This window comes from Shewanella sp. AS1, from assembly GCF_021412565.1.
In the GTDB taxonomy this organism is placed as follows: domain Bacteria; phylum Pseudomonadota; class Gammaproteobacteria; order Enterobacterales; family Shewanellaceae; genus Shewanella.
In genome coordinates this window covers 1-280 of record NZ_JAKCLJ010000136.1, presented here as the reverse complement: position 1 = coordinate 280, position 280 = coordinate 1, and the positions used below count along the sequence as shown (strand labels likewise).

Below are 280 nucleotides of genomic sequence, written 5' to 3'. Positions count from 1 at the left end.
TCCACCCTGTAATAAGCAGCATCGTTATGCCCGCCGCCCAGAAGGTTTATGTTCCACTCACAGGCAAAGGTAGTGTCAATTGGCATATCGCTTTCATTGACGAACCTGTAGCTGATATTGATGCTGCCCGCGCTTTGCGTTAATATCACGGCCTTCTCCAGCGCAAGTGCAGCACTGGTATGGCCGGCCTGCACGGTCCCCTGCCTTTTCATCAGCACTTCCAGCGAGCCGGCCGCAGTATTCACAGAAAATTCGTAAGGCCGGCCGGCAAAGTCACCGG

At 54.6% G+C, this 280-nt stretch carries 1 protein-coding gene; it reads right to left on the bottom strand.

All coding sequences use genetic code 11. The annotated features are described in order from the left end of the window. A partial coding sequence (locus LZP69_RS16395) for an alpha-amylase/4-alpha-glucanotransferase domain-containing protein (protein WP_234201750.1) occupies positions 1 to 245 on the bottom strand: 245 nt, incomplete at its 3' end. Positions 246 to 280: the final 35 nt, after the last annotated feature.